Here is a 22,762-nt window from a genome sequence, read left to right on the forward strand (position 1 = left end):
GTAGGTTACCGCCGACCCAACAACTTCATTAATACAGCACCCCGACCCGGGGACCACACGGTCCCCAGGCGGGGTGCTTTGTCATGCCCGGGGTGTGTGGGCGTGGGCCGACACCCCGGGGGAGTGGAATGATCTTGTCACGAGCCCGCATCACAACCGGGTTGTGCCTGGTTGCTGGAAATCCAACGCAACATTATTCCCACCACACCACTTACCAGCATCCCGTGCATGCGCCGTAGGGGCAGAGCTTGCGCCAGTCAGCCACGGGGCTAGCGCCATCGAGAGCACACAGTCACACACGAGCAGGCGTTTTACACGCGGGGTGCGGCCAAATGGAACTAGCTCCATACCGGACTGCGCTTAAGGTATTCATCTTTTCAGTACTTTGCTATTGCGAACAATACATGTCTCATTTAATTTATTGGTAGGCGGCCAGTCGGTCGCCAGTCCCTACCCCTCTAAATTCCAGGAGACTTTAATCATGTCTTTCAAGCGCTCTGCAGCTAGTGCAGTTGCTGCCGGTCTCATTCTGACAGGCGTTGCAGCTCCGCACTCACACGCCGTGACTGTAAAGGTTAACTCTGACGGTGCCTGTGTCATGACTTTCTCTGCCCAAGAACAACGGTCCTACAACTTTGGCCCCTCTGCAACCGCGACCATCGCGCAGATTAAGGAGTCGATTGCTGTATCCGAAAAGGGTCTTCAAGATGCAAAGAAGCTTCGTGCGAGCGCCACTAACCCTCGGTCTATTGCAGACTATGACGAGTTGGTTCGTCAGGCCGAAGGCATTCTGAAAACTATGAAGTCTGGTTTGGCTCAATGTGAAAATGCTCAGTCTCCGGGTAAACCGAAGCCGAAGCCCAACCCGAATCCCAAGCCGAAGCCGGGACAGCAAGACCCTCAGCCTAACCCCGGCGATGGCGAAGGCTCATCCTCTGACAACGGGACGAACCCCGATGAAGGCGATGGCAAGAACGCGCTGAGCACCGAAGACGGCAAGCTGAACGACGCTGGTATCGGCGTCGTTGTCGCAGGCGTCCTGCTTGTCGTCCTTGGCGGTATTGCTGCAGCACTTCCGACGCTGAAGCCGATGTTGCCGGCAAACATCGCAGCGATGCTTCCGTAATCAACGGAGCTGTACCGCTAGATTGACCCCGCTGGCTTCCAATCGATTGGTCGACGGCGGGGCTACTTTTGTGCAACCCCAGGTAACCACGGGTCCGCGCTAAACGCGCGCTCAGCACCTGAAAGGGGATCGGTGAATCCAAGGTAGACCGATGTCAGCAACATCGGGCGGGCAAAGTCCTCGGAGCCGAAGGGCTGGACCACGGGGTAGATCGGGTCGCCGAGAATTGGCGCACCAGCCGCGGACATCTGGATACGCAGCTGATGGGTCTTGCCGGTGACCGGCTCCAACAGATAGGTCGCGAGCGGTGTGTCCACGCCGTAGGTGGTGCCGAGGCTCGCGGTCGTGGACTCGTCAATCGGCGTCACACTCCGCACATGCGTAATCGCATTCGGCTCGCCGGGAACAATTGTCGCCGCCACCTCCCCGTGAACTTTGCTGATCCGGTGCGACCATGTTCCAAGCTCGACGTCCCGCAGCTCAGCAACCGCGGTGTACTGCTTGCGCACCTCCCGGCGTGCGAAGAGCTCCTGGTAGGGGCCGCGACGCTCTCGCCTTTTCGTGAAGAGCAACAATCCCGACGTCATAAGGTCGAGGCGGTGGGCGGGTGTAAGTTCCTCGTTGCCGGTGGCGCGACGCAGGCGCACGGTAGCAGTCTCGGTGATGTGGGCAGCCCGCGGCATCGTGGCCAGGAAGGGCGGCTTGTTGATGACCAGGATGTCTTCGTCCTCGAAGACAGTGGTGATCTCGTAGGGCACGGCGCGCTCCGGGGCGGGGCGGCGGTAGAAAAAGACATCGGTGCCTGGTGTAAGGATGGTGTCGGGGGTGAGCGGGGTGGCGTCGCGAAGCACAACTTGCCCATCCGTGAAGCGCTGCATTACCGCTTCGGGGGTATCTTCCGGGTGGCGGTGCCGCTGCGTGGCTACCACCTCGGAGAGGAATTCCAGTGCCGTGACCGGGGCAAGCGTGTCCGGCACGCGCACACGGGAGGCTCCGAGGCCGCCGCGCGGGGGCAGTGGAGGGGCAGCTTTACTCTTCTTGCGGGCCATAGTGTGTAGTAGCGTATCCCGCATGGATATTGGAGCAATGCTTGACCCGCTGGTGCAGTTCTTCTCTGGCGGTATCGGGAAGTCGATCGCCGATGTGATGACCTTCCTCTACGAACTCTTCTTCCCCGCCAACGCGGAAGCCGCTGCGCCGGTGGAGATTCCGAAGTAAAACCGGCCGTCTACCGGGTACACTAGAGGATATAACCAGTAAGAACTACTGAAAGGCTGGAGATATGAGCCGCGAAGAACGAGAAAACCTGGAAGACCGCGAGGACATCGTCGTTGTCGCGGTGGATGGCAGCCCGGCGTCGCAAACCGCTGTCCGTTGGGCAGCAAACACCGCGATGAAGCGCGGCGTCCCGCTGCGCCTGGCTTCGAGCTACACCATGCCGCAGTTCCTCTACGCCGAGGGCATGGTCCCGCCGCAGGAGCTTTTCGACGACCTGCAGCGCGAGACCCTGCAGAAGATCGATGAGGCGCGCGAGATCGCGCTCGAGGTCGCCCCGGACATCAAGATCGGACACGCCGTGGCTGAGGGCTCCCCGATCGACATGCTGCTGGAGATGTCCCGCAACTCCACGATGGTGGTCATGGGCTCCCGCGGTCTGGGTGGCCTGTCTGGCATGGTGCTGGGTTCTGTATCCGGCGCTGTGGTCTCCCACGCATCCTGCCCGGTGGTGGTGATCCGCGAGGACAGCAACGTCACGGATGAAACCAAGTACGGCCCCGTCGTGGTTGGTGTGGACGGCTCCGAGGTTTCCCAGCGCGCAACCGAGTACGCCTTCGAGGAGGCCAACGCGCGCGGCGCTGAGCTGGTTGCTGTGCACACCTGGATTGATACGCAAGTACAGGCGCCGGGCGCGGGCTTCTCCGTTTCCGACGACCACTGGGCCGCGGTTCAGAAGGAAAAGGAAGCTCTGCTGGAGGAGACCCTCGGCGAGCTGCGTGAGAAGTACCCGGACGTGCAGGTACGTACCGTCATCACTCGCGACCGCCCGGTCCGCGCGCTGACGGAGGCTGCCGAGGGTGCCCAGCTGCTGGTCACGGGCTCGCATGGCCGCGGCGGCTTCAAGGGCATGCTGCTCGGATCCACCTCGCGCGCGCTGCTGCAGTCCGCTCCGTGCCCGATGATGGTGGTGCGTCCGGAGGAGTAATTCAGCCCCCTTTGACTGCCTGTCCATGCGGCAGGCATAAAAGGTATGCATAATGGGGTCCGTAACCGAAATATTTTTTAAGAAGGGACGGAACTTACTATGGCACCCTCACTGGGATTCATTGGTTGGATTATTATCGGCGGCCTCGCAGGCTGGATTGGCTCCAAGATTCAGGGCCGCGATGCGCAGATGGGCATCGGCCTGAACATCGTCGTCGGCGTGATCGGCGGCTTCCTTGGCGGCTGGCTTCTCGGCCTGTTTGGTGTTGACGTCGCCGGTGGCGGCTTGTTCTTCAGCTTCCTTACCTGCCTGCTTGGCGCGGTAGTGCTGCTGTGGATCGTCAACCTGGTCACGAACAAACGCGGCTAACGCCTCACCGTTACGCAAATGCCCCTGGTACACACCGGGGGCATTTTTCGTGCGCTGTGCACGCCAACACATGTCCGAGAATGTATTTCACCGGTACGGCTGGTGTGTACGTACCGGTTTGTCTATATTGAGACGAGACAAGCGAGCAGCATCCAAGGAGTGAGCACCTAGTGAGCAGTGGGACGGCGAAGAAGAAGACGACCGCGCGGCGTCGCAATCGGCCGAGCCCGCGGCAGCGCCTCCTCGACGCAGCCACCAAGCTGTTTACCGAGGAGGGCATCCGCGTCATCGGCATCGACCGCATCCTGCGCGAGGCGGACGTGGCCAAGGCCTCCCTGTACAGCCTGCTCGGCTCCAAGGACAACCTGGTTATCGCCTACCTCGAGCGCATGGATGAGGAGTACCGCCAGCGCTGGGAGGAGCGCGCCGTCAAAGCCTCAACGACGGACGAGAAGGTGCTCGCTTTCTTCGACATGGCCATTGAAACGGAGCCGCAGCGCGAGTTCCGCGGCTCGCCTTTCCTCAACGCCGCGACCGAGTACCCCCGCCCGGAGACCGAATCCGAGCACCGCATCGTGGAGACCTGCCGCAACCACCGGAAGTGGATGCACGGCACCATCACCGAGCTGCTCACCGCCAAGAACGGGTACGACTCTTCCAAGCAAGCGGACGAGCTGCTCATCTTCCTCGACGGCGGCATGACCGGGGCGCGATTTATGCGCGACGTGTCCCCGCTGCAGAAGGCGCGTGACCTCGCTGAATCCGAGCTCGGCGCGCCGCCTGCCGACTACTCCATCTAGTCTGCATCCTCGGACTTTCAGCCTTTTCAGCCTTCCGCTGCTGCGCAAGCTGCCTGCTCGCCTCGTTGCGAGCCTTTTGCAGCTCCTTGCGCTCCTGCTTCTCACGCAGCTTTTCCGCTTTCCGTTCCTGCTTTTCGGCGCGCAGTTGTGCTAAGGCGTCGCCCGCCTGGCTGGGGTGGAGCACGGCCCGTAGACGCAGCGCGCGGCGTGACCGCTTGCGCTGTACCTTTTCTTGTTTTGCACCGGCGGTGCGCTCCTTCGCCTCACGCCAGTACTCGCGGTGCATCTCCTCGGCGGGCATTGTGCGGACCGTCCAGGCCCACAGCGCCGCGGTTTGCGTCATCGTCCAGAGGTTGTTGCTCACCCAGTACAGCAGGATCGCTACCGGGACGATGCCGGCCAGCCCGGCGGTGGCCAGGCCGAGCGCGACGAGCGGGATCATCCACCACAGGAAGTGGTAGCTCTTGCGCGTCATGGCTGTCTCCCAGTCCAGGGTGGAGCGGTTGCGCAGCTGGGAGATGGCGAGGTTGGTGCACGTAAAGATCACGGCGGCGATCACCATCGGCAGGGCCACGGCGCGCACCTGTGCTTCCGTCGTGCCGAGCGCTGCGAGGTGTTCGGGGCTCATGGCCACATAGGCGGGCAAGGGGGCGTCGAAAAGCGTGGCGGCGCGGAAGGTCTCGAGGTCCTGGTCGCTAAGGATGCCGATGCGGTGGCCGTCGCCATCCGTGGGCACGGCCATCCAGCGGAGCAGGCGATACAGGCCAATGAAGACGGGGAACTGCACGAGCGCGGGGACGCAGCCGGCGGCGAGGCTGTAATTGTGGTCCTCCTGGACCTGCTTCCGCTCCCGTTTTTCCGCGGCGATAGCCTCGGGCGTAGTGGCGCTGCCGTACTCCTTCTCGATGCGCGCGAGGTGCGGCCGCATGAGGAAGGAAGTGCGGCCGACGCGGTACTGCGCCATGGCGAAAGGCAGCACGAGCGCGCGCACCGTCACCACGAGTAGGAGTACCGAGGCGACCCAGGCGGCCGAGGCGTCCATGTGCAGCAGGTGCACGAGCAGCCAATGCCACATCTTGATCACCGCAGCGACCGGGTAGACCAGGACTTCCAGCATGCGTGTGGCATCTCCTCTCGGATTGTGCGTTACAGGTGACGGCGACGACTGGGTTAATGTTAGGCCATGCCTCAGTCGCCACACCGGATACGCGCCTCGCAAGTGATCGGGGAACTCCTGCTCACCGCGGGCGCGCTCCTTTTGCTCTTCGCCTTCTATGAATCCTTCTGGACCAACATCGCCGCAGGCAAGATGCAAAACGAGGCGCAGCACTCGCTGAGCGAGCAGTGGGGTGAGGGCTGGGTCAACCCCCGCGAGGTGAAGGCACCGGCGCTTGGCGACGCGTTCGCGCGCATGTACATCCCCGCCTTCGGCCCCGACTACGAGTTCGCCATCATCGAGGGTGTGCAGGAAAAGGAGCTGCTCACCGGGCCGGGACGTTACCCGGATACGCAGATGCCGGGCGAGGACGGCAACTTCGCCGTGGCCGGGCACCGCGTGGGCAAGGGCGCGCCGTTTAACGACCTCGGTGGGCTCAACGCCTGCGACGCGATCGTGGTGGAAACGCAGACCCAGTGGGTGACTTACCGGGTGCTGCCCATGTCGCAGCAGCCGGACGAGCGCCGCGCCGAGACCGCGGGCTGCCTGCCTGCGGAGATGAACGAGCGCGTGGCCACCGGCGACTACGGCGCGGTGCAGGGCCGCCACATCACGCTGCCGGGCGACATCAACGTGATTAATCCGATGCCGGAAACGCCTTCGATGGAAGTGGTCGACGGCATGGAGGGCATCATCACGCTGACCACCTGCCACCCGCAGTTCTCCAACGCGGAGCGCATGATCGTGCACGCGATGCGCACCGAAGTGCTGCCCAAGAACCCGGAGCAGCAGACGCTTCCCACCGCGATGCAGGAGGTGAAGTAAAGATGTACGCAGCACTTTGGCGCAAGCTGCCGGGCAACACCTGGGTGAAGACGCTGATTGCCCTCGTGATCGCCGTGGCACTGTTCTTCCTGCTCATGGAGGTCGTGTTCCCGTGGGTCTCCGCGCAGATGCCGTATAACGATGTAGCGGTCTAGTCAGTCCAGCGCGGCACCGGCGGTAGCCAGGCCTGCAGTTTCTGGATCATCTCTTCCGGCTCGTCGGCCACGATGAGGTGGTCGCGGTCGGTCTGGCGCACAAACCCGTGGGCCACCATGTGGTCGACCATGTCTACCAGCGGCTGCCAGAACTCCCGCCCGAGCAGGCCGATTGGTTTGGTGTGCGTGCCGAGTTGTTGGTTTGTCCACTCCTCGAAGAACTCGTCGAGCGTGCCCGTGCCGCCGGGCAGCGCCACGAATGCCTCGCCGAGCTGGCTCATCATGGCTTTGCGCTCCGACATGGAGCCCACCAGCTCGAGGCGGTCGAGGCCCTCGTACTTCAGCTCGTAGTTGGCCAGGTGCGTGGTGAGCACGCCGACGGTGGTGCCCTTGTGCGCGTGCGCCCCCTTGGCTACCTCCCCCATGAGCCCCAGCTTGCTGCCGCCGTACACCAGCGTCATCCGGTGCTCCCCAAGTGCCTGGCCGAGGCGGCGCGCCAGCTCAAGGTGCGCCGGATCCGTGCCGGGGTTGGCACCGGCGAAGACGGTGACGGACTGGATCCGGCGGTCGTTAAGCGCCGGGAAGATCCGGGTAGCCAGCAGGGGTGCGAGTGCGTGTCCTGCGGGCGCATTCGGGTCGATCCAGGCGGTCTCGGCGATCTCCGCGGCGGCCTGCGGGGAGCTCGAAGGCATTGGATGAACGTAGACGGTGGAAGTGACCGTGTGCCCGGGCTCGTTCGAGGCCTCGGCGCTGAAGGTGCCGAGGTAGCTTAGGTTCCCACGGTCGACGTCAAGCCCGACCTCTTCGCGGGTCTCGCGCAGCGCGGCGTCGACAGTAGTCTCGCCGGCCTCGAGCTTGCCGCCGGGCAGCTGGAAGCGCGGGCTGGAGTGCTTGCGGACGCACAGGACGCGGCCTGCATCATCGCGGAAGACGATGGCGGCGACGGCGATCTCTGTGTCAGTGGGCAGGTTCGTGTGGGGTTTCGGGTTGCGCTCAGTCACAGTCCCAGCGTAGCGATGACCTGTTCCGCCACGCGCTGTGCCTTGACCGACTCGTCCTGGTTGGTAAACACCGTCACTGCGTGCGTGCCGCGCGCGACCGAGTACGCTGCGCCGATGCGGTTTGGTACTTCGCCGCCGCCGTGGCGCCCGCCGTTCCACCCCGGAGGCTGGTCGGCTGGCGCGGTAAACTCCACCGGGGTGGCCCAGTCCACCACCGCCATCGACTCCTGGGGCGATGCCATGTGGCGCACGATCACCGTCAGCTGCGGCTCCTCCGGGTAGGACCAGAACTGGCAGGCGGGCGTGTCGAAGCGGGAGTCGATGCCCACCCCGGTCACGCGCTGACCGTTGGTCTGCGCGACCCACTCGGTGTCCAGGTAGGGGCACTCGGTCCAGTCGGTGCGCTGCGTCTCCGGCAGGGTCTCGACGGGCAGCCCCTGGTCAGGCGCGGCGGCTGTCGTTTCGCTCGGCCCTTCCGGGGTCTCCGTTTCGGTGCTGCAGGCGGCGAGCGCGAGGCCCGCGGCAACGAGGGCGGTGGGTAATCTCAGACGCATGAGCTTAAGACTAGCGAGCCTGGCCCACACGTCAGCAGATGTGCCGGACAATAAGGCGTTGGATACCGGCATCACGGTGCTGGCGGTCTGCCTCGTCATGATCTCCCTGGGCGCGACGACTCGGATGCCGCTGAACCTGGCGCTGCTGCAGATCGTGCTCGTAGCCACCTTCTCCTTCGTCTTGTTCTACGGGATGGTGGAAATGCACCGGTGGGGCCGGCTCGTGCGCGCGGTCTGGTGCGCGGCGCTCATCGCCCTGTGGGTCGCCGACATCACGTTCTCGCCGGTGGCGGTGTACTGGGTGTTCATCCTGTTCTTCGTCGTCCTGCGCGCCTTCAACAATTGGCGTGGGCTGGTACTCGTAGCGGTTGGGCTCGCGATCGCGATCGCGATTCAGATCCCCACTGGGCTCACCCTTGGCGGCGTGCTCGGCCCCGTGCTCTCGGCCGTGGTGGTCGTGGCGATCAACTACGCGTTCACCACCATCGGTCGGGTGAGCAAGGAGCGGGAGCAGCTTATTGACGAGCTGTTGTCCACCCAGGACAAGCTCGTCGCCACCGAGCGCGCCGCCGGCGTGGCGCAGGAGCGCGAGCGCCTCGCCCACGAGATCCACGACACGGTGGCGCAAAACCTTTCGTCCATCCAGATGCTGCTGCACGCCGCCGAGCGCGACTTGGTTAACGCGGGGATCCCGGAGGAGCAGTTGGAGGCACCGCTGAAGCGGATGGAGACGGCGCGGCGGGCGGCGTCGAATAACTTGGCGGAGACGCGGGCGATGATTGCGGCGCTGGCACCGGCGCCGTTGACGGAGACATCGTTAAGCGAGGCGCTCGGGCGCATCGCCGAAGACTTAGCAACCGCGAGCGACATGGACATCGAGGTGGAGACCGACGGCGAGGTAGTGCAGCTGCCCATGCGCACCGAGGCCGGGCTTTTGCGCATCGCGCAAGGGGCGATGGCGAACGCGGTGAAGCACTCGGGCGGGACGAGGATGCGGGTGACGCTGACGTACGGGCCGGATGAAGTGCGCCTGGACGTGGTAGACAATGGCCGCGGTTTCGACCCGGAGGCGCAAGCGGCAAAGCCGGCGGGGCTGGGGCACCTGGGCCTGGATGCGATGCGCTCGCGCGCCGCCGAGCTGGCCGGGCAGCTGGTGGTGGAGTCCGCGCCCGGCGGGCCGACGGCGCTTTCGGTGGCGGTACCGGGTAATGTCAATCGAAAGAATGATGCCAAGTCCTCGGCGGGTGTCGAGGGGAGTGGAGAGGTGGACCATGATCCGGGTGCTGCTGGCCGATGACCACGAGATTGTGCGGCTGGGACTGCGCTCCGTGCTGGAAGTCGACGAGGACATCCGTGTTGTGGGCGAGGTAGCGACGGCGGAGGCGGCGATCGCGACGGCGCTGGCAGGCGGCATCGACGTCATCCTCATGGACCTGCGCTTCGGCGCGGGTGCCGAGGGCTCGCGAGTGACCACCGGCGCGCAGGCCACTGCGCGGATCCGTAGCGCTATGGGCAACCCGCCGCAGGTACTGGTAGTGACCAACTACGACACCGACGCCGACATCCTCGGCGCGATCGAGGCGGGCGCGGTGGGCTACCTGCTCAAAGACGCCCCGCCGGAGGAGCTGCTCGCCGCCGTGCGATCCGCCGCGAAGGGCGATGCGACGCTCTCACCGGTGGTGCGCGAGAAGCTGGCTACGCGCGAAAAGGCCCCGCGTTCCTCGCTGACCCCGCGCGAGCTGCAGGTGCTGCAGCTAGTGGCCGAGGGCAGCTCGAATCGGGAGATCGGCGAGCAGCTCATGCTCTCCGAGGCGACCGTGAAATCGCACCTGGTGCACATCTACGACAAGCTGGGCGTGCGCTCGCGCACCTCCGCCGTGGCTTCGGCGCGCGAGCAGGGCGTGCTCTAAGTTAGTTCGCCTTCTTGGTGATCTCGGCACCGAGCTCGTTCAGCTCGTTTTCCACGGAAGCGTAAGCCAGGCGGCGCTGCTCCGGGTTGAGGTGCTCCGCGTCGCGCACGTTGCGGGCCAGGCTGTTGAGGCGCACCTTCGCGTCGCCGCGGAAGCCGGACGGCAGGGACTCGGTGTGCTCGAGGGTGGTACGCAGCGCGTCGATACGCGCCTTGAGTTCCGCCCCGCGGCCCGAGTGGCGGGCGAGATCCTGCGGGTCAACGCCAATGCCTGCGGCGCGGGTGTTGATGCGGTTCTGCTGGTAGGAGGTGTAGGCCTTGTACGCCAGCGGCAGCAGTACCGGCACAAGGACGCGGGAAGCGCTGACCCACTGCTTCGCCTTCTTCTGGGTCAGGCCGGACTCCTCGATGCGCTTGAGGTGAGCCTTAGCCAGCTTCTCCTCGTGCTTGCGCTTGCGCTTGAGCCCCTTCTTCTCCTCCTTCAGGAGGCGCTTCTCTGCCTTGTCTAAAAGCTTGGCGGTCTTCTGGTCCGCCTTCGCCTGCTCCTTGGCCAGCTTGCGGGCGCGGGCCTCGGCGGCCTTAATCTCGGCCTTGGTGCGCGCGCGGGCTTTACGGATGGCTTCAAAAAGTCCCATTGGGGAGGTACTCCTTTGTGGTGTTGTTTTTCGCTGCCGCCGATCTTACCCGCCAGGCAGGTATTGTGGTCACTATTGTGAATGAGCCGTTTCAGGTCCGCCCCGCAGATCTCGTGGGCTGCAGGTACCGGTTGCGCCAGCGTTTGGCCCACCCGGAGGTCGGCCCCACCCCGGCGGGCCAGTCGCGCCAGGCGCAGCTCGCCGCGGCCCGGGCGCTGGTGTTCGCGGCGCTGCCGGTCAAGCGCGCGGTGGGCGACGGGAGGGGCAAGGCCTTCGTCCGCGTCGACTTGGCCCCCGCCGATACTTCGGAAGAGCTTGAGCTTCGCGACGGGCAGACGCGGGAGGCGCTGCGCCGCGGCGCACACCTGATTACGCGGGCGGTGTTATGCGGCGAGATTGACGGCGTCCGCGTGGTCTGCGAGATCGACGTGCTGGTGCGCACCGATGCTGGCTACCTGCCGGTGATCGTGTCGAACCATCGCGTAGCGCGCAAGGATCCGGCGTCTTTAGCGTTGATGGTGCCCACCGGCAGGCTGGGCTTGGGCGCGCCGCTTGAGGTGCAGGCGAAGCCGCGCCACCACACTATCGACGGCTACACGCTCGCCATGGCGCACCTCCTGCTCGGAGAGAAGGCCTCTGGCCGCGGCGGGGTAATCGGCCAGGACCGCGAGCGTGCGTATGTGGGCGAGCTTGCCCGGTTCATTCCGCCGCTGAAGCGCGCGCTGGAAGCCTCGATCCCGCGCTCGCCGCGTCGGCTGAAGCAGTGCGCGACCTGCCGCTTCTGGCCGCTGTGCGGAGAAAAGCTCGAGGAGATGGACGACATCTCGCTCGTGTTCTCCGGCGGCCGCGGCGATCAGTGGCGCGAGCGCGGCATCCACACCGTGGGCCAGCTTATCGACGCCGACGTGGGCGACGCCTCACGCATCGCGCAGGCCTGGCGCGAGGGTGTCCCGGTGCTCAAGCGGCGCGGCCCGGTGCATGTACCGCGCGCGGACGTGGAGATTGATGTGGACATGGAGGCCTACCTGGACCAAGGCGCGTACCTGTGGGGTGCCTTCGACGGCGAGGTCTACCACCCCTTCGTTATCTGGGAGGAGGTCGGCGGCGAGGCGGAAGAGCGCAACTTCACCGAGTTCTGGCGCTGGCTGATGGCGCGCCGCGATGCCGCGCACGCGGAGGGCAAGACTTTTGCGGCCTACTGCTACGCCGCGGGCGGGGAGAACCACTGGCTCAAATCCTCGGCGAAGCGCTTCGACACCGTGGCGCTGGCTGAGGTCCAGGCGTTTATCGCCTCTGACGAGTGGGTCGACGTGTTTGCGCACGTGCGCCAACATTTGGTGGGCACTGACGGGCTGGGGTTGAAGGTGCTCGGCCCCGTCGTCGGCTTCACCTGGGAGGACGATGATGTGGACGGCGAGGCGTCGGTAGCCTTGCGCAGGCAAGCGCGCCGCGACGACGAAGCTGGGGCGGAAGCGCGGGCGACGCTTTTGCAGTACAACGAGGACGACTGCCGCGCCACCCGCGCGGTGCGCGAGTTCTTGGACACGGGCGCGCCGGGCCTGCCCCTGCTATAGGCGCTTCTCCGCCAGGGCAAGTGCTGCGGCAATGGCGATGAGCACGGCGAGCATGGCCGCGAGCACGCCGACGAAGCCGACCCAGGAGAGCGCCTCGAAGGCCCAGCCCGTGGTCGCGCCCAAAAGCGAAGAGCCCATGTAGTAGCAGAAGACGTACAGGCTCGAGGCCTCCGCGCGGTCCTTATCCGCGATGAGCCCGACCCACCCGGAGGCGGTGGAGTGCAGGGCGAAGAAGCTGGCGGTGAAGATGAGCAGGCCGGCAAGCGTGACGTAGAGGTTGCCACTGGCACCGACGAGCGCGCCGGTGAGCATGAGTACTGCGGCGGCGAGCACGACGCGGCCGCGCCCGAAGCGGGACACGAAGGTGCCGGCGCGGGCGCTGGACCAGGTGCCGGACAGATACATCACGTAGGTCAGGCCGGCGAGCGAGGGGGCCAGCCCGAAGTCGTTGATGGCGCGGAAGCCGAAGAAGTTGTACATGGAGACGAACACACCCATGGCGATAAAGGCGGTAGCCACCAGCCCCACGAGGCGGGGGTTGCCCAAATGCCGGGCCACGGCGCGGAACTCAGCTGCCGGGCGGATCGAGGCTTTCGGGCGGAAGTTTCGCTGCTCCGGCAAAAGCAGCGCGGTCGCGATCGCGAGGATGAGGCTCACCGCCGCGCTGGTGGCCAGTGCCCAGCGCCAGCCGGTGAGCTCCAGCATGAAGGCGGGGATGAGGCGGCCGGTGAGCCCGCCGACGGAGGTGCCAGCGATGTAGAGTCCCATCGCGCCGGCGAGGTCGCGCTCGTCCAGTTCTTCAGAAAGCCACGCCATTGCGACGGCGGGGGTGCCGGCCAGCAGCGCGCCCTGGATCGCGCGGAGTACGACGAGCTGGCCGATGGTTTGCGCCAGTGGGAGGGCGAGCCCGAGTGCGGTGGCGGCGAGCGCGGAGATGATCAGCACTCGCCCGCGCCCGAACTTCTCGGACAGGATGGAGGCCGGGACGACGCAGATTGCTAGTGCGCCGGTGGCCGCGGACACCGTCAACGCCGCCGTGGAGGGTTCGATGTCCATCTCTCGGGTGAGCGTGGGAAGCAGCGCCTGGGTGGCGTAGAGGGAGGAGAAGATCGCGAGCCCCACGAGCAGCATGCCTATTGACGCCCGGCGGTACTCCATTGACCCTTTTCTCATACCGTCCCATGGTTCTCCATTTCGGGCGGCGGCGCAACGACTTGAAAAGTTTTTTACCTAAACTCTTGCGCAATAAGGTGAGCCTAACCTAAAGTAATAGGCGGGTTCCTTACAGGACTCGTCGTGAATCTAGTGAACTACAACGCCCGCCGCATGCACCTCCTGATGCGGCGGGCGTTGTGTTTGCGCTGCGGGCCTTGGAGGCATAGAAAAACGCCCGCGCCACTGGCGCGGGCGTTTCACCCAGGTGTGACTAGGGCTTACTTGGACGCAGCGGCGTAGCGCTCGTTGACGTCGTCCCAGTTCACAACGTTCCACCAAGCCTTGACGTAGTCAGCCTTGACGTTCTTGTACTGGAGGTAGAAAGCGTGCTCCCACATATCCAGCATGAGGACCGGGGTGAAGTCAACGGAGACGTTGCCCTGCTGGTCGGTCAGCTGCTGGATGACCAGGCGGCCAGCGATGTGGTCGTAGCCCAGGACAGCCCAGCCGGAGCCCTGCAGGCCGGTGGCGACACCGGAGAAGTGCTTCTGGAATGCCTCGAAGGAACCGAAGTCGCGGTCGATGGCCTCAGCGATCTCTCCGGTCGGGTTGCCACCAGCGTTCGGTGCCATGTTCTTCCAGAAGATGGAGTGGTTGGTGTGGCCGCCCAGGTTGAACGCCAGGTTCTTGGACAGTGCGCGCAGCTTGTCCGGGTTAGCCTCGCCGTTGCGCTCCGCCTCGAGTGCCTCGAGCGCAGCGTTTGCGCCAGCAACGTAGGTTGCGTGGTGCTTGTCGTGGTGCAGCGTCATAATCTCTTCGGAGATGTGCGGCTCCAGTGCATCGTATGCGTACGGGAGATCCGGAAGCTCGTAAACAGCCATTGTGCTAAATCCTTTCGTCAGCTTGTGATGACGAAGCCCATAGTAGCCAAATCTTGATTTCCTGCAATGAAATTATCCGCGGAATATCCTTCCCGGACGTGTACGTTGTGGGAACTATGGGTTTTCTTTTTGCGCCGACACCACGACTTCTCCCCGCCGAGCAGACCCTGCCCGGCCGCAGTGAGCCGATCCTTGCTGCGCCGCAGCCGCACGCCGTACTGGGCACCCCGATCACCGGCCCGTGGAAACCGGGGCAGCGCCGCCTGCGCCTGGGCATCGGCTGCTTCTGGGGCGCGGAAAAGATGTTCTGGGAGCTTGACGGCGTCGAGTCCACCTCGGTGGGCTACGGCGGCGGCGTGACCCCGAACCCCACCTACGGAGAAGTGTGCACCGGCAAAACCAACCACACGGAAGTCGTTGAGGTGGTCTACGACCCGGAAAAGATCAGCCTGAAGGAGCTGGTGCGCACCGCACTCGAAGCGCACGACCCGACGCAGGGCTACCGCCAGGGCAACGACACGGGCACACAGTACCGTTCCGCCTTCTACCCGGACACCGAGGAAGAGGCAGCCCAGATCCAACAGTGGTGCGACGCCTACGGCGCGCAGCTGAGCCAGGCGGGCTACGGGGAGATGACCACCGAGGTCCGCGCTGGCGTGGACTACTACCTGGCCGAGGACGAGCACCAGCAGTACCTACACAAGGTGCCAAACGGCTACTGTCCGCACCACTCCACCGGGGTGGCTTGCGGTATTTAGGCGCGTAGCTTGGTCGAGTCCGCGTGGATCCACCGGTTGACGCGTGCGAGCTCGCCTTGGGTGAGTCCGCCGTCGAGCACCTTGTTCCAGGCAGCGACTGTTTCCGCGTGGTAGTTGTGCCCGTGCGGGGCGTCGTACTCGTTCGAGCTGACCTGGTCGATGCCCACCTGCCAGAAGGTGACAAAAGGCCACCAGCGCAGCGTGTGCAACACATCCAAGTGCTGCGCGGCGGGGGCCGGTACGCCGCGAGAGCCGGGCTCTTTCAACCAGTCGGGGGCCCGCCACAGCAGCGCGGCGTCCCACCACACCACCGGATCGGAGGCGTGCTGCGCGAACACGGCGCGCGGGAACTCCCACTCGGCGTCGTAGGCCTTGCCGGCGGAATCGTGCTCCAGGTGGTCCGGGTGCGCGATGAAGCGGAAGTGACGGCCACCGTCGACCACCGGCAAGCGCTGCGGGCTGCCCTGCTCGCGCCGCTGGGTCAGCGTGGTCAGCGTGCTGCAAAAACCCGGTGCCCCGGTAAACACCCCACCCGAGGTACGCGACAAGAGCTGCTCCGGATCCTGGAACGCATCCGCGACCCCGTAGGCACCAAGGGACTCGCCACCGACGTACAGCTTCGGCGGGGTGGAGGTGTCGAGGCGGGAGATGCGTTTCCGGATAGCGTCGATAAGCAGGCGCGAAGACTGCACCGCCGACTCACGATCCGCCAGGTAGGAGTACAGCGAGGGCACATACGAGTACTGCATCGCCACGATCGCGCTGTCGCCGCGGGCGACGAACTCGAAGCCCGAGGTGTGGAAGTCATTGATCCAGCCCGTGCCGGCCGATGACATCACGGCGATGTGCCCGCGCTCCCAGGCACCCGTGCGATCCATCTCGCGTAGCGCGGCCTCGGCCATCTCCTCGTAGCTGCGGCTGCGCTCGCCGTCGCGCAGCCCGATGAAGATGCGGATCGGCTCCTTGACCTCGTCCAAGGGTGCCTCGAGTACGCGCGCGATGTCGTGCGCGCGCGGCCCACCCGACACTACGGCGCGGCCCTGCCTGCCCATTGTGCGCCACGGCTCCGCAGAGGCAGGTGAGCCGGAACGCTGCGGCTCGTGCGGCTGCGGCGCGCCGCTTAAGAACTCGCGGTTGAGCTCCTCGGCCTCCTTGTACACGGTGGACATAAAGTTGCGCACCACCAGCCGGTCCGCAAAAACGTAAGCAGCGCCCGCCACCGCGAGAATGGCCAGCGGCCAAGACGTCACCGGTGGAAGCTTGCGACCGAAGACCGCATTGACGCGGTCGACGGAAGTTTGCACGACCTCGCCCACAAGCAGCATCGCCCCGTAGCCAAGCGTGCCGAGCGAAAGACCAACGAGCGTTTCGCCCCTTTTGACCGGGTGCGGCGTGCTCACCAGTGTCTTCTGCTTCGCGTGCGCGCAGGCAGCGGATGCGTAGGCCGCCACAGTAAGCGCGCTCATGGCGATGCGCGCCGGGTTCGCGTTCTTGCCCCGCGGTCCGCTGGCTCCCACGGCCCGGGCGATGCTGCCCGCACCTGTGCCGAGCATATGGCCCACCGCCTGGCAGATCGCCACGTTCGCGGCCGTCGTCCACCACCGCCTGGGCAGCAGCGAGGGAGACACCGCGCCCCAGGTGGCGATTTCGGCGCCAACGACACCGGAGTGGAAGGAATTCGGCAGGCGGCGCAGCCCGCGCATGCGCACGATAGGGGAGAGGTCAGCGAGCACCTCGACCGCCGCGAGCGGGGCGGCGAGCAGGCCGTGGTGGTCGAAACTGTAGCGGCCCCGGGCGCGTTGGATCGCACGGCGGGCGTCGAAAAGCTTGGCAACGCGCATGTACCGCATTATGGCAAAGTTTTACAAGTCGCGCGGGGCGTAAACCCGTTGTAGGTTTGGGGACTGTGAGCCAGACACACATCGTTGCGCACCGCGGATTCTCCGGCATGTACCCTGAGCTGACCAGGCGAGCGTTTGAAGAAGCGCTAAAACTTCCCATCCATGGCATTGAATGCGATGTGCGGCTGAGCCGCGACGGCAGGCTCGTGGTCTTCCACGACACAAATGTTTCGCGCACCACCAACGGACGTGGGCGCGTCGACTGCCTCGACTTTGCGCAGCTGCGCGAGCTCAACTGCGGCACCGAGGAAGATCCGCAACAGATCATGCTGCTCGAGGAACTGCTCGAGCTCATGCAGGACTACCCGGACAAGCACCTCTACATCGAGACGAAGCACCCCACCATCTATGGTCCCGAGGTGGACGAGCAGACTCTGCGTGCGTTGGCCTACGCCAAGCTGCTTGACGACGAGCGCGTGCACATCATCTCCTTTTCCCACAAAGCCATGCGCTACTTCACCCGCATGGCGCCACAGCTGGAGACCTATTACCTCTTCCGCCTGCGGGAGAAGAAGTGGAACCCGGGCAACGCGATGTTCTCGCGCCCCTACGGGGTGGGCCCGGCCATCCAGCACCTGCAGGCGAAGAAACAGCTGCTGGGACTACGCGGTTTGAAGACGTACACCTGGACGGTCAATACGCCGCGGCAGATGATGTGGTGCCTGGACAACAAGGTGGACGTGCTGGCCACCGACCTGCCGAATCTGGCGCTGGATACCTTTGCACGGGCGCAATCTGTGCGTACGCAGACCCCGGCGACGGTGCAGGCCTGATGACCGGCATTATCGCCCACCGCGGCAACACCGGTGACACCCCAGAGAACACGCGCGGCGCGTTTGAACAGTCGCTGGCGCTCGACATCGCGGGTGTGGAGTGCGACGTGAACATGACCAAGGACGGGCACGTGGTGATCATCCACGACCTGACTGTAGACCGCACCTCGAACGGCAGCGGGGCAGTGGCCGAGCTGGAGCTTGCGCAGCTGCGCGAGCTGAATTTCGGCACGGAGGATTCCCCGGAGCAGATAATGCTGCTCGACGAGCTGCTAGAGCTCGTCGCCGATCACCCGGGCAAGCGGGTGCTGATTGAGACCAAGCACCCCTCGCCGGCCGGGGCGACGCTGGAGGAGGCCGTAGCGGATATCGTGCGCGCCCGCGGGATGGATGACGGCGAGCAGGTTGCCTGCATCTCCTTTAACCCGGAGGCGATCGAGCGCTTCCGCACGCTTTTGCCCCGTGTGCCCTCCTTCCTGCTCTGCGACCCCTCCGAGGAGTTGCCCACCGACCTTCGCGGCGCAACTGGCCTGGGTCCCTCGATCGCCCAGGCGCAGCGCGAGTCGATGCGTGAGCCCGCATACGTGTGGACGGTGAACCAACCGCGTGAGATGGACTGGTGCCTTACACACGGAGTGGAGCTCATGGCAACAGACCTGCCGCAGCTTGCGGTAGATTTGTCGCATGGCAAAGAAGAAGCGTAAGAAGCAAGAAGATCTGCCCGAGGGCATGACCCGCCGCCAGGCGAAGCTGGCCGCGCGCGCCAAGGAGCGCGAGGCGCTGCAGAAGGACCCGCGTCCCTTTGGCGGGCTGGCTGCTGAGGCGGACTTGATCGCGATGCAGGAGTTCGTGCCGTCGGCAAGCGCAAAGCTTGAGGTCGATGGGGCTGAGGTGACGCTGGTGACGGTGCTGCCTGGTGCGGGCGCGGCGCTCGTGCGCGATGAGGCGCAGGGTGGCGAGCGCCTCGTGGCGCTGCAAGCCGCGTCCCACTCGCAGAACCCGGGCCGCGACCTCGCATACGCCCTGAAATGGGTCGTTGATGCCAAGCCGGGCGAGTCGCTGCAGTCCACCGCTGCTGATGGGAGCCAGCCGGAGCTTTCCTCGCTTATCGACGCGGCGTGGACCCCACAGGTGACTACCTACCCCGACTTCAACTGGTGGTTCGCCGAGGGCGAGGACGTGCCCGCGCAGCTGCGCCAGGCGATGACCCAGGCCAACGACGCGGTGTGGCCCTCCGAGCAGGTCGAGGCAGAGGTCCCGGGCGCCGTGTGGTGGGTCAACCCGGGTGGCGGTAAGGCGCACATACGCTGGATCCGCACCGAGGATAACGAGGCCAAGATGCTCGCGGCGCTTGCTCGCATCGCCGCGAAGGGCGAGCTGGTGCTGGGCGAGGGCACGAAGTTCGCCGGTGCCTTCCGCACGCACGGCGTGGTCGTGCCAGTGTGGGACCTCGATCCGGAGGTTGCGCCGGAGTCCTACAAGGAGGCGCTGGAGACGCTGAACGCGAAGATCGAGGCGGAGTACGCCAACGATGCGCAGCTCAACGCCGATGAGCGCAAGCAGCTGGACAACATCAAGTCCCGCCAGGTGACCATCTAGTCACGAACGGGAGAGGAAATTCAACGGCAATTCTCTCAGAAACTACCTGCCGTATACCGAGGGTTTACCCAGCCCCCTTAGCCTCTCCCGTATGCAAACTTCACAGCAGCTAGGCGCGCGCATTCCCGCGGTCTCCGAAGTCCCGGAGGTCTCCGCGGACTTTGCGCGCACCCCGCGGAAGCGGAAGGTGGACTGGCGCCAGGTTGGGCTCGCGGCCCTGCTCATCGGGCCGAACCTTGCGCTGCTTATCCTGTTTACCTACCGTCCGCTGGTAGATAACATCCGCATCTCCTTCTACGACTGGAACATCTCCTCGCCCACGATGCAGTTCGTGGGCCTGCGCAACTACATTGACTGGTTCCAGGCATCCGATACCTCCCGCGTGGTGTTTAACACTTTCGTGTTTACGTTCTTCGCGGTCGTGGGCTCCATGGTGCTGGGCCTGGCGCTCGCGCTGTTGCTGGACCAGAAGCTGTTCGGGCGCTCGGCGGTGCGCTCCATGGTGTTTGCGCCCTACGTCATCGCCGGTGCCGCGATCGGCGTGGCCTTCCAATTCGTCTTCGACCCTAACTACGGGCTTATCCAGTACTTTCTGGGACTGATCGGGGTGGAAGTGCCCAACTTCTACCAGCAGCAGAACTGGGCGCTGTTTATGATCACGGTGACGTATATCTGGAAGAACGTCGGCTACGTCTTCGTTATTTACCTCGCCGCGCTGCAGGGGCGTCGCCGCGACTTGGATGAGGCCTCGGAGATTGACGGGACTCCGCCGGTCCGTCACTTCTTCCGCGTCGTGCTGCCGCAGCTGCGCGGTACCACCTTCTTCCTACTGATCACGGTGCTGCTCAACTCCTTCCAGGTCTTCGACATCATCAACGTCATGACCGGCGGCGGGCCCTTCGGCTACGGCACCTCCACGATGGTGTTCCAGGTCTACCAGGAGACGTTCATTAACAACCGTGCGGGCTACGGTGCCGCGGTGGCCACCATCATGTTCCTGGTGGTGCTGGTCGTTACTGTGGCGCAGATCAAGCTGCAGGAAAGGATGGAGAAGTAGATGTCCGCAAAACAATCCATCCCCGCAGTCGCCAAGGTCCTGCCGCCGGTGCCCGGTACACAGTCGGACGCCGAGCCGGTGATCACCGACGCCCAGCGCAAGCGCAAGGGCGAGCCGATGGACCATACGAGCCCCGTGGTCAAAGCAATCGGCTACTTCGCGCTGGTGTGCACCGTGCTTTTGATCATGGTGCCGCTGTACTTCATTTTCATCACCAGCTTTAAGTCCTTCCAGGACGTCTACTCGGACCCGATCACCTTCTGGCCCGACCCGTTCATGGCGGAGAACTACTCGTATGTGTGGCAGACCTCCGGCTTTGCCAGCTACCTGAAGAACTCGCTGATCATCACCCTGGTGCTCACCGTGGTCGAGGTCGTCCTCGGGGTGCTCTCGGCCTACGCCTTCGCGTTCCTGCGCTTCCCCGGCCGCAACCTGCTGTTCCTCCTGGTTATTGCAGCGCTGATGGTGCCCAACCAGATCACCATTATCTCGAACTATTCACTGGTGGCCTCGCTGGGCTGGCGCGATACCTACGCGGGCGTGATCATCCCGCTGGCCGGCGTGGCCTTCGGTGCCTTCCTCATGCGCAACCACTTCCAGTCGCTGCCGCCGGAGATTCTGGAGGCGGCGCGGATGGACGGTGCCGGATTCTTCACCACGCTCTTCCGCGTGGTGCTGCCCATGTCCTGGCCCACGCTCTCCGCGTTCGTACTGATCACCGTGGTCAACGAGTGGAACCAGTACCTCTGGCCGTTTTTGATCACGGACACGACCGCGGCGGCCACGCTGCCGGTGGGCCTGACCCGCCTGCAAGACGCGGAGGGCGTGACCAACTGGGCCCCGGTCATGGCCGGCACCGTTTTGACCACGCTGCCCATGCTCATCGTCTTCCTGCTGTTGCAGAAGCCGATGATCAAGGGCTTGACCGCGGGCGCGGTCAAGGGCTGACCCCCTGACCCCGCACCACCGACCTCTTCACACACCACTTCAAGGAGTATTCCCATGTCTCGCAACACCAAGCGCTTCGCCGCTCTCGGCGCCGCACTGCTGACCACCATCACCCTGACCGCCTGTGCGGGCGGCTCCACCACCGCGTCGAATGACTCCAACGGCGGCTCCGAGTCCGCTGAGTCCGGCGACGCGAACACCATTACCTTCTGGTCCAACCACCCCGGTTCGTCTAAGGACATGGAGGAAGAGCTCATCGCCGCGTTTGAGGAGGAGAACCCGGACCTGAAAGTGAAGCTGGTTACCGCAGGCTCCAACTACGAGGAGGTCGCACAGCGCTTCAACGCCGCCCTGGCCGGCGGCGACCTGCCGGACGTGGTGATCGCCTCCGACGTGACCTGGTTCAACTTCGCACTCAACGACGCGACCGCGCCGCTGGACGAGCTGTGGGAGATGAACAACATCGACGCCGATAGCTACGTCGACACCCTGCGTGAGGACTACACCTACAACGACAAGCACTACGGCGTGCCCTACTCCCGTTCCACCAACCTCATGTACTGGAACACCGATGACCTGGAGGCAGCCGGCCTACCTACCGACCGCGGCCCGGAAAGCTGGGAGGAGTTTGATGAGTGGGCCACCGCCATCAAGGACAAGCTGGACAAGCCCGCTGTGGTCGTGCCGGACGGCTCCAACTACCTGGACTGGTACTTCCAGGGCATGATCTGGGCCTTCGGCGGTTCCTACTCCAATGAGTGGGAGCCGAACTTCACCTCGCCGGAGTCCATCGAGGCCGGCAAGTTCCTGCAGGAGCAGGTCCAGGAAGGCCACATCGAGATCGCCACCGACCCGACCGTCGCCTTTGGCTCCGGCAAGGCTGCCGGGCTGCTTCAGTCCACCGGCTCCCTGGGCGGGCTGAACGAGACCGCGACCATCCCGTTCATCACCACCTACCTGCCGGGCCCCGGCCCGTCGGCAGCTACTGGCGGCGCGGGCCTGGCGGTACCGGCCGGTATTTCCGATGAGCGCAAGGCGAACGCCGTGAAGTTCATCGACTTCATCACCAACACCGAAAACACCATCAAGTTCTCCCAGGCCACAGGCTACATGCCGGTGCGCAAGGACGCTCTGGAGGATCCGGAGGAGAAGAAGTTCCTGGAGGAGAACCCGAACGCCGAGACCGCGATCAAGCAGCTGAACGAGAACACCAAGCCGCAGGATTACGCCCGCGTCTTTGTACCGGGCGGCGGCCAGCGCATCGGCGGCGTGCTCGACCGCATCACCGTTGGCGGCCAGGACGTGGAGCAGGCCTTCGAGGATCTGCAGAAGGAAACCCAGGACGTGATCGACCGCGATATCACGCCGAAGCTGTAGTAAGGA

At 64.8% G+C, this 22,762-nt stretch carries 25 protein-coding genes; 17 read left to right on the top strand and 8 right to left on the bottom strand.

Annotation, left to right across the window (positions count from 1 at the left end; translation table 11 throughout):
- The first annotated feature begins 598 nt into the window (after positions 1–598).
- Positions 599–1,126, top strand: coding sequence for a hypothetical protein (locus HMPREF2990_RS12675; RefSeq protein ID WP_141757799.1), 528 nt, complete (start codon positions 599–601; stop codon positions 1,124–1,126).
- Positions 1,127–1,188: 62 nt separating this feature from the next.
- Here the strand turns inward: HMPREF2990_RS12675 and HMPREF2990_RS04460 are convergent, their stop codons facing one another.
- Entirely contained in the window at positions 1,189–2,262 is a 1,074-nt protein-coding gene (locus tag HMPREF2990_RS04460; protein WP_371575217.1) for a pseudouridine synthase, read from the bottom strand.
- Here HMPREF2990_RS04460 and HMPREF2990_RS12920 point away from each other — a divergent pair.
- The 4 genes from HMPREF2990_RS12920 to HMPREF2990_RS04475 all read left to right on the top strand — a co-directional run bounded on the left by HMPREF2990_RS12920 (position 2,198) and on the right by HMPREF2990_RS04475 (position 4,498).
- Positions 2,198–2,344: a hypothetical protein gene (locus tag HMPREF2990_RS12920; RefSeq protein WP_168167124.1), complete on the top strand. Its 147-nt coding sequence runs from the start codon at positions 2,198–2,200 to the stop codon at positions 2,342–2,344. The genes HMPREF2990_RS04460 and HMPREF2990_RS12920 overlap by 65 nt on opposite strands.
- A 64-nt stretch (positions 2,345–2,408) precedes the next feature.
- Positions 2,409–3,329, top strand: a complete 921-nt coding sequence (locus HMPREF2990_RS04465; protein ID WP_070762892.1) for a universal stress protein — start codon at positions 2,409–2,411, stop codon at positions 3,327–3,329.
- Between the two features lie 99 nt (positions 3,330–3,428).
- Complete coding sequence (locus HMPREF2990_RS04470; protein WP_070762893.1) at positions 3,429–3,698, top strand: GlsB/YeaQ/YmgE family stress response membrane protein; 270 nt, start codon at positions 3,429–3,431, stop codon at positions 3,696–3,698.
- 170 nt (positions 3,699–3,868) lie between these two features.
- Positions 3,869–4,498 (top strand): TetR/AcrR family transcriptional regulator, encoded by a 630-nt coding sequence (locus HMPREF2990_RS04475; protein ID WP_070762894.1) that lies wholly within the window; start codon positions 3,869–3,871, stop codon positions 4,496–4,498.
- Here HMPREF2990_RS04475 and yidC read toward each other — a convergent pair.
- The gene (gene yidC, locus HMPREF2990_RS04480; RefSeq protein WP_070762895.1) at positions 4,413–5,615 is read right to left on the bottom strand and encodes a membrane protein insertase YidC; all 1,203 of its coding nucleotides are present in this window, start codon (positions 5,613–5,615) and stop codon (positions 4,413–4,415) included. The two genes, HMPREF2990_RS04475 and yidC, sit on opposite strands and share 86 nt — an antisense overlap.
- Positions 5,616–5,681: 66 nt before the next feature.
- On the opposite strand from yidC, the gene HMPREF2990_RS04485 reads away from it, so the two are divergent.
- Positions 5,682–6,479 carry a class E sortase gene (locus HMPREF2990_RS04485; protein ID WP_070762896.1) on the top strand — a complete coding sequence of 266 codons (798 nt, stop codon included), beginning with the start codon at positions 5,682–5,684 and terminating at the stop codon, positions 6,477–6,479.
- Between the two features lie 2 nt (positions 6,480–6,481).
- Positions 6,482–6,634 carry a hypothetical protein gene (locus HMPREF2990_RS12925; protein WP_168167125.1) on the top strand — a complete coding sequence of 51 codons (153 nt, stop codon included), beginning with the start codon at positions 6,482–6,484 and terminating at the stop codon, positions 6,632–6,634.
- On the opposite strand, the gene HMPREF2990_RS12405 is transcribed toward HMPREF2990_RS12925, so the two are convergent.
- Positions 6,631–7,635: a TIGR00730 family Rossman fold protein gene (locus HMPREF2990_RS12405; protein ID WP_246817430.1), complete on the bottom strand. Its 1,005-nt coding sequence runs from the start codon at positions 7,633–7,635 to the stop codon at positions 6,631–6,633. The two genes, HMPREF2990_RS12925 and HMPREF2990_RS12405, sit on opposite strands and share 4 nt — an antisense overlap.
- The gene (locus HMPREF2990_RS04495; RefSeq protein WP_070762897.1) at positions 7,632–8,189 is read right to left on the bottom strand and encodes a DUF2020 domain-containing protein; all 558 of its coding nucleotides are present in this window, start codon (positions 8,187–8,189) and stop codon (positions 7,632–7,634) included. Before HMPREF2990_RS04495 ends, HMPREF2990_RS12405 begins: the two co-directional genes overlap by 4 nt.
- Here HMPREF2990_RS04495 and HMPREF2990_RS04500 point away from each other — a divergent pair.
- Complete coding sequence (locus HMPREF2990_RS04500; RefSeq protein WP_083317008.1) at positions 8,188–9,486, top strand: sensor histidine kinase; 1,299 nt, start codon at positions 8,188–8,190, stop codon at positions 9,484–9,486. The two genes, HMPREF2990_RS04495 and HMPREF2990_RS04500, sit on opposite strands and share 2 nt — an antisense overlap.
- Positions 9,461–10,099 (top strand): LuxR C-terminal-related transcriptional regulator, encoded by a 639-nt coding sequence (locus HMPREF2990_RS04505; protein ID WP_070762898.1) that lies wholly within the window; start codon positions 9,461–9,463, stop codon positions 10,097–10,099. Before HMPREF2990_RS04500 ends, HMPREF2990_RS04505 begins: the two co-directional genes overlap by 26 nt.
- Before the next feature lies 1 nt (position 10,100).
- Here HMPREF2990_RS04505 and HMPREF2990_RS04510 read toward each other — a convergent pair whose 3' ends face one another.
- On the bottom strand, positions 10,101–10,733 hold the full coding sequence (locus HMPREF2990_RS04510) for a DUF6474 family protein (RefSeq protein ID WP_070762899.1): 633 nt from the start codon (positions 10,731–10,733) through the stop codon (positions 10,101–10,103).
- Positions 10,734–10,810: 77 nt separating this feature from the next.
- Here HMPREF2990_RS04510 and HMPREF2990_RS04515 point away from each other — a divergent pair, with 77 nt between their 5' ends.
- Positions 10,811–12,307 (top strand): TM0106 family RecB-like putative nuclease, encoded by a 1,497-nt coding sequence (locus tag HMPREF2990_RS04515; protein WP_070762934.1) that lies wholly within the window; start codon positions 10,811–10,813, stop codon positions 12,305–12,307.
- Here HMPREF2990_RS04515 and HMPREF2990_RS04520 read toward each other — a convergent pair.
- Together HMPREF2990_RS04520 and HMPREF2990_RS04525 are read right to left on the bottom strand one after the other, a co-directional pair.
- Entirely contained in the window at positions 12,302–13,465 is a 1,164-nt protein-coding gene (locus HMPREF2990_RS04520; protein ID WP_246817432.1) for an MFS transporter, read from the bottom strand. The two genes, HMPREF2990_RS04515 and HMPREF2990_RS04520, sit on opposite strands and share 6 nt — an antisense overlap.
- Before the next feature lie 275 nt (positions 13,466–13,740).
- Positions 13,741–14,343, bottom strand: a complete 603-nt coding sequence (locus HMPREF2990_RS04525) for a superoxide dismutase (RefSeq protein WP_038592968.1) — start codon at positions 14,341–14,343, stop codon at positions 13,741–13,743.
- Positions 14,344–14,459: 116 nt separating this feature from the next.
- On the opposite strand from HMPREF2990_RS04525, the gene msrA reads away from it, so the two are divergent.
- Positions 14,460–15,101 carry a peptide-methionine (S)-S-oxide reductase MsrA gene (gene msrA / locus HMPREF2990_RS04530; RefSeq protein WP_070762901.1) on the top strand — a complete coding sequence of 214 codons (642 nt, stop codon included), beginning with the start codon at positions 14,460–14,462 and terminating at the stop codon, positions 15,099–15,101.
- Here msrA and HMPREF2990_RS04535 read toward each other — a convergent pair.
- Positions 15,098–16,942: an alpha/beta-hydrolase family protein gene (locus HMPREF2990_RS04535; RefSeq protein ID WP_083317013.1), complete on the bottom strand. Its 1,845-nt coding sequence runs from the start codon at positions 16,940–16,942 to the stop codon at positions 15,098–15,100. The two genes, msrA and HMPREF2990_RS04535, sit on opposite strands and share 4 nt — an antisense overlap.
- 65 nt (positions 16,943–17,007) lie before the next feature.
- Between HMPREF2990_RS04535 and HMPREF2990_RS04540 the strand changes: the two genes are divergently transcribed.
- The 6 genes from HMPREF2990_RS04540 to HMPREF2990_RS04565 all read left to right on the top strand — a co-directional run bounded on the left by HMPREF2990_RS04540 (position 17,008) and on the right by HMPREF2990_RS04565 (position 22,756).
- Entirely contained in the window at positions 17,008–17,775 is a 768-nt protein-coding gene (locus HMPREF2990_RS04540) for a glycerophosphodiester phosphodiesterase family protein (RefSeq protein WP_246817433.1), read from the top strand.
- A complete protein-coding gene (locus HMPREF2990_RS04545) occupies positions 17,775–18,479 on the top strand; it encodes a glycerophosphodiester phosphodiesterase (protein ID WP_070762902.1) in 705 nt (234 codons plus the stop codon). The genes HMPREF2990_RS04540 and HMPREF2990_RS04545 overlap by 1 nt, the downstream gene beginning before the upstream one ends.
- Positions 18,460–19,374: a DUF5926 family protein gene (locus HMPREF2990_RS04550; RefSeq protein WP_070762903.1), complete on the top strand. Its 915-nt coding sequence runs from the start codon at positions 18,460–18,462 to the stop codon at positions 19,372–19,374. Before HMPREF2990_RS04545 ends, HMPREF2990_RS04550 begins: the two co-directional genes overlap by 20 nt.
- A gap of 91 nt (positions 19,375–19,465) precedes the next feature.
- The gene (locus HMPREF2990_RS04555) at positions 19,466–20,431 is read left to right on the top strand and encodes a carbohydrate ABC transporter permease (RefSeq protein ID WP_070762904.1); all 966 of its coding nucleotides are present in this window, start codon (positions 19,466–19,468) and stop codon (positions 20,429–20,431) included.
- A complete protein-coding gene (locus tag HMPREF2990_RS04560; protein ID WP_051904965.1) occupies positions 20,432–21,379 on the top strand; it encodes a carbohydrate ABC transporter permease in 948 nt (315 codons plus the stop codon).
- Between the two features lie 54 nt (positions 21,380–21,433).
- Positions 21,434–22,756: an ABC transporter substrate-binding protein gene (locus tag HMPREF2990_RS04565; protein ID WP_070762905.1), complete on the top strand. Its 1,323-nt coding sequence runs from the start codon at positions 21,434–21,436 to the stop codon at positions 22,754–22,756.
- The last annotated feature ends 6 nt before the right edge of the window (positions 22,757–22,762 follow it).

Origin of the sequence: Corynebacterium sp. HMSC071B10, from assembly GCF_001814825.1 — a bacterium.
Classification (GTDB): domain Bacteria; phylum Actinomycetota; class Actinomycetes; order Mycobacteriales; family Mycobacteriaceae; genus Corynebacterium.

Coding starts and splice junctions, on each gene's coding strand:
- HMPREF2990_RS04560 (WP_051904965.1), top strand. CDS start 20,432: ATGTCCGCAAAACAATCCATCCCCGCAGTCGCCAAGGTCCTGCCGCCG.
- HMPREF2990_RS12675 (WP_141757799.1), top strand. CDS start 599: ATGACTTTCTCTGCCCAAGAACAACGGTCCTACAACTTTGGCCCCTCT.
- HMPREF2990_RS04510 (WP_070762899.1), bottom strand. CDS start 10,733: ATGGGACTTTTTGAAGCCATCCGTAAAGCCCGCGCGCGCACCAAGGCC.
- HMPREF2990_RS04525 (WP_038592968.1), bottom strand. CDS start 14,343: ATGGCTGTTTACGAGCTTCCGGATCTCCCGTACGCATACGATGCACTG.
- HMPREF2990_RS04520 (WP_246817432.1), bottom strand. CDS start 13,465: ATGGAGTACCGCCGGGCGTCAATAGGCATGCTGCTCGTGGGGCTCGCG.
- HMPREF2990_RS04500 (WP_083317008.1), top strand. CDS start 8,188: ATGAGCTTAAGACTAGCGAGCCTGGCCCACACGTCAGCAGATGTGCCG.
- yidC (WP_070762895.1), bottom strand. CDS start 5,615: ATGCTGGAAGTCCTGGTCTACCCGGTCGCTGCGGTGATCAAGATGTGG.
- HMPREF2990_RS04465 (WP_070762892.1), top strand. CDS start 2,409: ATGAGCCGCGAAGAACGAGAAAACCTGGAAGACCGCGAGGACATCGTC.
- HMPREF2990_RS04495 (WP_070762897.1), bottom strand. CDS start 8,189: ATGCGTCTGAGATTACCCACCGCCCTCGTTGCCGCGGGCCTCGCGCTC.
- HMPREF2990_RS04505 (WP_070762898.1), top strand. CDS start 9,461: ATGATCCGGGTGCTGCTGGCCGATGACCACGAGATTGTGCGGCTGGGA.
- HMPREF2990_RS04545 (WP_070762902.1), top strand. CDS start 17,775: ATGACCGGCATTATCGCCCACCGCGGCAACACCGGTGACACCCCAGAG.
- HMPREF2990_RS12920 (WP_168167124.1), top strand. CDS start 2,198: ATGGATATTGGAGCAATGCTTGACCCGCTGGTGCAGTTCTTCTCTGGC.
- HMPREF2990_RS04485 (WP_070762896.1), top strand. CDS start 5,682: ATGCCTCAGTCGCCACACCGGATACGCGCCTCGCAAGTGATCGGGGAA.
- HMPREF2990_RS12925 (WP_168167125.1), top strand. CDS start 6,482: ATGTACGCAGCACTTTGGCGCAAGCTGCCGGGCAACACCTGGGTGAAG.
- HMPREF2990_RS04555 (WP_070762904.1), top strand. CDS start 19,466: ATGCAAACTTCACAGCAGCTAGGCGCGCGCATTCCCGCGGTCTCCGAA.
- msrA (WP_070762901.1), top strand. CDS start 14,460: ATGGGTTTTCTTTTTGCGCCGACACCACGACTTCTCCCCGCCGAGCAG.
- HMPREF2990_RS04550 (WP_070762903.1), top strand. CDS start 18,460: ATGGCAAAGAAGAAGCGTAAGAAGCAAGAAGATCTGCCCGAGGGCATG.
- HMPREF2990_RS04565 (WP_070762905.1), top strand. CDS start 21,434: ATGTCTCGCAACACCAAGCGCTTCGCCGCTCTCGGCGCCGCACTGCTG.
- HMPREF2990_RS04535 (WP_083317013.1), bottom strand. CDS start 16,942: ATGCGCGTTGCCAAGCTTTTCGACGCCCGCCGTGCGATCCAACGCGCC.
- HMPREF2990_RS04470 (WP_070762893.1), top strand. CDS start 3,429: ATGGCACCCTCACTGGGATTCATTGGTTGGATTATTATCGGCGGCCTC.